This is a genomic window from Tepidimonas sp. (assembly GCF_036824975.1).
Taxonomy (GTDB): domain Bacteria; phylum Pseudomonadota; class Gammaproteobacteria; order Burkholderiales; family Burkholderiaceae_C; genus Tepidimonas.
The window spans coordinates 1-6965 of record NZ_DAISZC010000025.1 but is presented as its reverse complement, the minus strand read 5'-3'; the positions used below and the strand labels follow the sequence as shown (position 1 = coordinate 6965).

Annotated in this window: 5 protein-coding genes and 1 pseudogene; 2 read left to right on the top strand and 4 right to left on the bottom strand. The window is 68.9% G+C overall.

The features are described 5' to 3' along the window. Positions 1-77: 77 nt before the first annotated feature. Positions 78-1970: an ABCB family ABC transporter ATP-binding protein/permease gene (locus V7Z54_RS04600; protein ID WP_443082428.1), complete on the bottom strand. Its 1893-nt coding sequence runs from the start codon at positions 1968-1970 to the stop codon at positions 78-80. Between the two features lie 17 nt (positions 1971-1987). Between V7Z54_RS04600 and V7Z54_RS04595 the strand changes: the two genes are divergently transcribed. Next, complete coding sequence (locus V7Z54_RS04595; protein WP_334134709.1) at positions 1988-2428, top strand: acyl-CoA thioesterase; 441 nt, start codon at positions 1988-1990, stop codon at positions 2426-2428. A gap of 447 nt (positions 2429-2875) precedes the next feature. Here V7Z54_RS04595 and V7Z54_RS04590 read toward each other — a convergent pair whose 3' ends face one another. Beyond that, positions 2876-4465 carry an AmpG family muropeptide MFS transporter gene (locus tag V7Z54_RS04590; protein ID WP_334134707.1) on the bottom strand — a complete coding sequence of 530 codons (1590 nt, stop codon included), beginning with the start codon at positions 4463-4465 and terminating at the stop codon, positions 2876-2878. Positions 4466-4761: 296 nt separating this feature from the next. Between V7Z54_RS04590 and V7Z54_RS04585 the strand changes: the two genes are divergently transcribed. Next, entirely contained in the window at positions 4762-5592 is an 831-nt protein-coding gene (locus tag V7Z54_RS04585; RefSeq protein ID WP_334134706.1) for a M48 family metallopeptidase, read from the top strand. A 62-nt stretch (positions 5593-5654) separates the two neighbouring features. Here V7Z54_RS04585 and V7Z54_RS04580 read toward each other — a convergent pair whose 3' ends face one another. Further along, positions 5655-6293, bottom strand: coding sequence for an MBL fold metallo-hydrolase (locus V7Z54_RS04580; RefSeq protein ID WP_334134704.1), 639 nt, complete (start codon positions 6291-6293; stop codon positions 5655-5657). 84 nt (positions 6294-6377) lie between these two features. Next, positions 6378-6965: pseudogene (locus V7Z54_RS04575) on the bottom strand (hypothetical protein); the annotation flags it as partial.

Below are 6965 nucleotides of genomic sequence, written 5' to 3'. Positions count from 1 at the left end.
AAAACGCGGGCTGCGTCACGTGTCGCAGCTGCGCCGAGCGGCTGAAACTGCGCGTCTCGGCCAGGCTGACGAAATCCTCAAGCCACTTGGTCTCCATGGTCCTCTCCGGCATCGGGGGTGTCGGTCGACGCCGCGCTGTGCTGCAGCGCCCACAGGCGGGCATAGCGCCCAGCGGCCGCCAGCAGCTGCGCATGGGTGCCGCGCTCCACCACCTGTCCGTGCTCTATCACCACGATTTCATCCGCATCGACGATGGTGGACAGGCGGTGGGCGATCACCAGCGTGGTGCGGTTGCGCGCCAGTCGGCGCAGCTCGTCCTGAATGGCGCGCTCGCTGGCCGAGTCCAGCGCCGACGTCGCCTCATCCAGAATCAGAATCGGCGGGTCCTTCAGCAGCGTGCGCGCGATCGCCACGCGCTGCTTCTCGCCGCCGGAGAGTTTGAGCCCGCGCTCGCCCACCACCGTTTGCCACCCCTGCGGCAAGCGTTCGATGAAGTCCAGAATGTGGGCCGCGCGCGCCGCGGCGCGCACCGCCTCGAAGTCGGCCTCGGGGCTGCCGTAGCGGATGTTGTACTCGATGGTGTCGTTGAACAGGACGGTGTCCTGCGGCACCACGCCGATGGCGCGCCGCAGGCTATCCAAGGTGAGCGTGCGCACGTCCTGCCCGTCGATCAAGATACGCCCGGCTCCAGCGCTATCCCCGAGCGTGCCCACGTCGTAGAAGCGAAACAGCAGCCGCGCCAGTGTGGACTTGCCCGCGCCCGACGCCCCCACCACTGCCACCGTGCGTCCGGCGGGAATGGTGAAGCTGACCCCGCGCAGGATGACGCGCTCGCGCTCGTAGGCGAAGTGCACGTCTTCGAAGCGCACCTCGGGCGGGCCGGTCAGGCGCAGCGCCCGCGCGTCGGGTGCATCGCGCACTTCCAGCGGCTGCCGCAACAGATCGAACAAGCGCGCCAAATCGGTCAGACTCTGGCGAATTTCGCGATACAGCACGCCCAAAAAGTTCAGCGGCATGGTCAGCTGCAGCAGGAAGGCGTTGACCATCACCAAGTCACCCAGGGTCATCGCCCCAGCCTGCACAGCATCGACCGCATGCCACAGCAGCGCCACCAGCGCCGCGGCGATGATGGCCTGCTGGCCGACGTTGAGCAGCGCCAGCGAGGCTTGCGTGCGCATGCGGGCGCGCCGCAGGCGCAGCAGGCTGTCGTCGTAGCGCTGTGCCTCCCAGCCTTCGTTGTTGAAATATTTGACGGTCTCGTAGTTGAGCAGGGCGTCGATGGCGCGGCTGCTGCTGGCCGACTCGGCCTCGTTCATCTGCCGGCGAATGCCGGTGCGCCACTGCGTCACACGCACCGTATACGCCACGTAGGCGATGAGTGCCCCGAGCGTCACCGCCACGTACCAGGCGCCAAACGCCGCGCCCAGCAGCACCAGCACCAGCAGCACTTCCACCAACGTCGGCACCACGCTGTACAGCGAGTACGACACCAGCGACTGCACGGCGCGCGTGCCGCGCTCGATATCGCGCGTCAGCGCGCCCGTCTGGCGCTGCAGGTGAAAGCGCAGCCCCAACCCCATCAGGTGGTCGAATGCGCGGCGCGCAATGGCGCGCGTCACGCCCTCGGTGACGGGCAAAAACACCAGCTCACGCAGCTCGGTCAGCAGCGTGGCGCTCAACCGCAGCGCACCGTAGGCCAGCACCAGCGCCAGCGGGGCCGCCCACACCGACGCGGCCGCCGCTGCCCCCGGCGTCAGCGCGTCCACCAACACCTTCAGCAGCACCGGCACGCCCACCGTCGCCAGCTTGGCCGTCACCATCAGGGTCAGGGCCGCCGCCACCCGCAGGCGGTAGGGCCACACATAGGGCAGCAACGCCCGCAGCACCGCCGCGTCCGACGTCTGCGGGTGACCTTCCGAGACCGGCGCCGGCAGCGGCAGGTTCCGCGCCATCGTCGAACGTCCACGCATCGATGACAATCTCCACCATGCAAACCGATCTGTCAACACATCCGATCGTACCCTCAAGCCCCGCGGACGCCCTGCCCACCGACAAGGAGCTGGTATTGCGCGTCATCCCGATGCCGGCCGACGTCAACGCCAACGGCGACATCTTTGGCGGCTGGGTGATGGCGCAGGTCGATCTGGCCGGCTCGGTGATTCCGGCGCGTTACATGGGGGGACGGTTCGCCACCGTTGCCGTCAACCAGTTTCTGTTCAAGCAACCGGTCAAGGTGGGTGACCTGCTGAGCTTCTACGCGACGCTGGTGCGCATCGGCAATACCTCGATCACGGTGCAGGTCGAGGTCTGGGCCGAGCGGCGCTGCCCCCACTACCAGTGCGTCAAGGTCACCGAAGCGACGCTGACCTACGTAGCCATCGACGAGCAGGGCAAACCACGCCCGGTGCCGCACCAGAGCGCATCCTGAAGGATGACCGCCGCACGCACCTGCGTACCCACCGACGGTGGCCGTGCCGCGGCCACGAGGGACGCCGACAGGGCCTGGCGCATGCGCGCCGGGCCACCACGCTCCACGGCCCAGTGCTGTGCAAACGCCGGGGCGTTGCTGATTGACCCGACGAAAAAAAACCGGCCACGCAGGCCGGCAAGTCCATCAGGACGTCGTTGGGAACTGTGCCATCCATCGCCCTTCGGCATCCTGCGTTCGGGCCCTCGAGCGGAGCCGCCCCCCGGGACATCCGCCCGAGGGGCGCCGCAGCCTCCTCCCTACTTTGTTGTGGTGTCTGCCCGTGGAATCTGACGACTCCCTCCGCGGGCCGCAGGCCGATGTGACAGCTTGATCAAATTTTGCCAGGAACACGCGGGGGGCCGCCTCCCCTATTTGGGGGAGGCGGACTGTCTTCCCCGCCAACAGTTACCCCGACCGTGCACCCGCCCGGGCAGCGGCATCGGCCACCGGCGCTCGCGTGGCGCCGGGCAGCGGCAGGCGGCGTCCCGCCCACGACACCAGCCCCAGCACCGGCAGGCCCAGCAGCGTCGTCAGCACAAAAAAGCCCGGATAGCCCAGCGCGTCCACCAACGTGCCCGCGTACCCCCCGAGGGTCTTGGGCAGCAGCGTCATCAGCGAGCTAAAGATCGCGTACTGCGCCGCCGTAAAACGCACCTGGGTCAGGCTGGACAAAAACGCCACGAACGCTGCGCTGGCCAAGCCGGCCGCTAGGTTGTCGGCGGTCACCACGGCATACAGCAGCGCGCGCTGCGGCCCGACCAACGCCAGGCCGACGAAGGCCAGATTGGTCAGCGCCGACAGCAGCGCCCCCCACCACAGCGCGCGCAGCACCCCCAGGCCCGCCGCCAGCAGCCCACCCACAAAGCCCCCCGCGATGCTGACCACCACGCCGAAGGTCTTGACCGCGGTGGCGATCTCCGGCTTAGAAAACCCCACATCCTGATAAAACATGTTACTGATGACGCCCAGCACGATGTCCGAGATGCGGTACAGCCCAACGATGGCCAGCAGCAGCGCCGCGTCGGCCCAGCCGTGCCGCGCGAAGAAGGCGCGCACCGGCTCCACCCAAGTGGCGCGGGCTGCGTCGGCACGGGCCACCCCCAACCGCACCAGCACCGTCCCCACCGCCGCCGCCGCCGCCAGCGCCAGCAGCAACCGCAGCGTCTCCCACACCAGCGCCGCCAGCGGCCCAGGCGGCGGCAGCGCCCATGCCGCGTCCCATCCCCAAAACACGGCGATGAACGCCGCCACCGCTGCCGCGAACACCGCCAGCAGCCGCGCATGCTCACCCGCCGGGCGCGCAGCCACCCCCACGTCCACGGCCGGCTCGCGCACCAGCAGCGTGGTGGCCACCCCCACCCCCATGGCCAGCGCCGCGCAGCCGTAGGCCGCCGCCCAGGCCTCGTACACATACTGCCCCTTGGCCGACCCCCAGGCCGAGGCCAAAAACAACACCCCTGCACCCGCCACCACCATGCCGACGCGGTACCCCGCGACATAGGCCGACGACAGCACGCCCTGCCGCCGCACACCGGCGACCTCGATACGGTAGGCGTCGATGACGATGTCTTGCGTGGCCGACATGAAGCCCAGCAGCACCGCAAACGCGGCCATGCGCACCAGCGCCGCCGGGCCCGCTGCCGGATCGGTAGCGGCCATACCCAGGATAGCGGCGATCACGCCCAGCTGCGCCAGCAGCAGCCAGCTGCGCCGCCGCCCCAGACACGCGGTCAATACGGGCAACGGCACCCGGTCCACCAGCGGCGCCCACACGAACTTGAACGAATACGCCAACGCCGCCCAGCTAAAAAACGTCACCGCTCGGCGCTCCACCCCGGCCTCGCCCAGCCACAGCGACAGCGACGAGAAGATCAACAGCAGCGGCAACCCCGCGGAAAACCCCAGCGCCGCCAGCGCCAGCACCCGGCGGTCCCACAGCAGGGCGCGGCCGCGCCGCCAGACGCGCCGCACGCGTCGGCGCCAAGAAAGAGCCACCGGGACCGCCGCAGCCACCGGGGATAGCATGGACGACATTCGAGCACCCACCGAAAAATAAAGACCCCACACGCGGATCGGCCCCCGAACGGCATCGCAGAAGGTCGGGGGAACGACCGTGGCGGCACGTCCGCTCACCCCGTCCCACCCACGGGCACCGTCTGCGCACCATTGGCGCGCGGTGCCGCGCATGATACGCGCCACGAACACGGCCCCCAGCACACAGGGCCAAGTCGCGCACCGGCAAACCGGCGCACGTCGTCTTGACCTATCATCGCCCCATGTGCTGGATGTGTATGACTCGCTCCTCGGTGCCGCGCCGCGGCTTTGTGGCAGTGCTGGCCTCGGGTGCTGTAGGTCTGGCACTGACACCCACGGTCGGCCGGGCGCAAGTGGACGTCGGCCCACTGTCGTCGTTGCGCACCTTGGTGCCCGCCGATCAGTTAGAGGCTGCTGCCGCGCAGCAGTATCGCAGCCTGCTGGCACAGGCCCATGCTAAGGGGGCACTGGCGCCCGACGACCACCCGCAGCTGCGCCGCCTGCGGGCGATTGCCCAACGGCTCATCCCGCACGCGCTGCCCTGGAATGCGCGCGCGCAGCGCTGGCAGTGGGAGGTCAACCTCATCGGCAGCCGCCAGATCAACGCCTTCTGCATGCCCGGCGGCAAAATTGCGTTTTTCACCGGCATCCTGGACCAGCTGGCCCTGACCGAGGACGAGGCCGCGATGGTGATGGGCCACGAAATGGCGCACGCGCTGCGCGAGCATGCGCGCGAACGCATTGCCAAGACGCAGGCCACGGGCCTTGGTCTGTCGCTGGGCGCGCAACTGCTTGGACTCGGTGACGTCGGCCGCTTGGCGGCCGACCTGGGCACCCAGCTGTTGAGCCTGAAGTTTAGCCGCGAGGACGAAACCGAGGCCGACCTGGTAGGCCTGGAACTGGCCGCCCGCGGCGCCTACGATCCGCATGCCAGCGTGACGCTGTGGCGCAAGATGGCTGCCGTCACCGGCAACAACGGGCTGGAGTTTCTGTCCACCCACCCCAGCGGACCAAACCGCATTCGCGACCTGCAGACCAATATCCCCAAGGTGGAGGGGTTGTACGAGCAAGCCCGACGCGCGGGGTAACCCAGCCGGGCCGTACGAGCGGCATCGGCCCGCGCGGGCTGTGGCGTCTTTACCACCTCGCCTCAGGTGCCGCCCACGTACGGATTGCTGCGTCGCTCGCGCCCAAAGGTACTCTCAGGCCCGTGGCCGGGAATGAACACCGTATCATCCCCCATCGGCCACAGGCGCTGCGTGATACTGGCAATCAGCTGATCGTAATCTCCACCGGGAAAATCGGTGCGCCCGATGCTGCCCGCAAACAACACGTCGCCCACGAAGGCCCGCTTGGCCTGCGGCGAATAAAACACCACGTGCCCCGGCGTGTGGCCTGGGCAGTGGCGCACTTGCAGCGTGCACTGGCCCACCGTCACCGTGTCACCGTCATGCAGCCAGCGCGACGGCGCAAACGGCCGCGCGGGCGCAAAACCGAACATCACCGCCTGCTGCGGCAGCGCGTCGATCCAGAACTGGTCCCCCGGGTGCGGCCCGATGATGGGCAAGCCCAGCCGTCCGGCCAGCTCACCGGCGCCGCCGGCATGGTCGATGTGCGCGTGCGTCAGCCAAATCTGGCGCAGGTCTAGCCCCCGTCGCTCGACCTCGGCCAGCACCGCGTCCAGATCGCCACCCGGGTCGATCACCGCCGCCTCGCGCGTAGCGTCGCACCACACGAGCGAGCAATTCTGCTGAAACGGCGTGACCGGGATCGTCTGGTAGCGCAGCATGTGCACATTGTAGGCAGTGCGGCCTCACGGCATCGGCACAAAACATCGCTCAGATCTGCGCCGCCGGCTAGGGGGGCACGCGCCTCACACGTTGGTGGCGGCGATCACTTCGGACAGGTCGGTCAGCCCGGCCAGCACCTTCTCGATGCCATCCTGCCGCAGGGTGCGCATGCCTTGTGGGCGCAAAGCAGCAAGCCCTCCTGGCTTCTCGATGCCATCCTGCCGCAGGGTGCGCATGCCTGCCGCCAGCGCCAAGGCGCGAATCTCGCCCGCGGGGGAGCGGCAGCGGATGTGGTGGCGGATGGTGGCGTCATGCATGTGCGTGCCAGACGGCAGCGCGGAAGCGCGAATCAGCCCCGCCAAAGAGCGGCGGCGGATGTGGTGGCGAATGGCGTCGTCGCTGCGCATCAGCTCGCCGATGCCCAGCCGCCCCTTGTTGCCGCGCCCTCCGCACACCCGGAACCCGCTTACGCCTGCCCCAGGCGTGCCCAGCCGCCCTTTGTAGCCACGCCCTTCGCACACCTCACAGCCGCGCCTGACGTCAGTGCGCAGGAGGCGCTGCTCCCCGTCGTCCACACCGTAGGTCTGGCGCCAGCGCGCAATCTGGCCCACCGCGTCCAGCGGCGCGCCGGGCTCGATGCTGGACTCCCAGTAATGCGTGGCCAACGCCTC

Excerpts from the sequence above, each read along its gene's own strand:
- V7Z54_RS04600 (WP_443082428.1), bottom strand. The coding sequence starts at position 1,970 with ATGCGTGGACGTTCGACGATGGCGCGGAACCTGCCGCTGCCGGCGCCG.
- V7Z54_RS04595 (WP_334134709.1), top strand. The coding sequence starts at position 1,988 with ATGCAAACCGATCTGTCAACACATCCGATCGTACCCTCAAGCCCCGCG.
- V7Z54_RS04585 (WP_334134706.1), top strand. The coding sequence starts at position 4,762 with ATGACTCGCTCCTCGGTGCCGCGCCGCGGCTTTGTGGCAGTGCTGGCC.
- V7Z54_RS04580 (WP_334134704.1), bottom strand. The coding sequence starts at position 6,293 with ATGCTGCGCTACCAGACGATCCCGGTCACGCCGTTTCAGCAGAATTGC.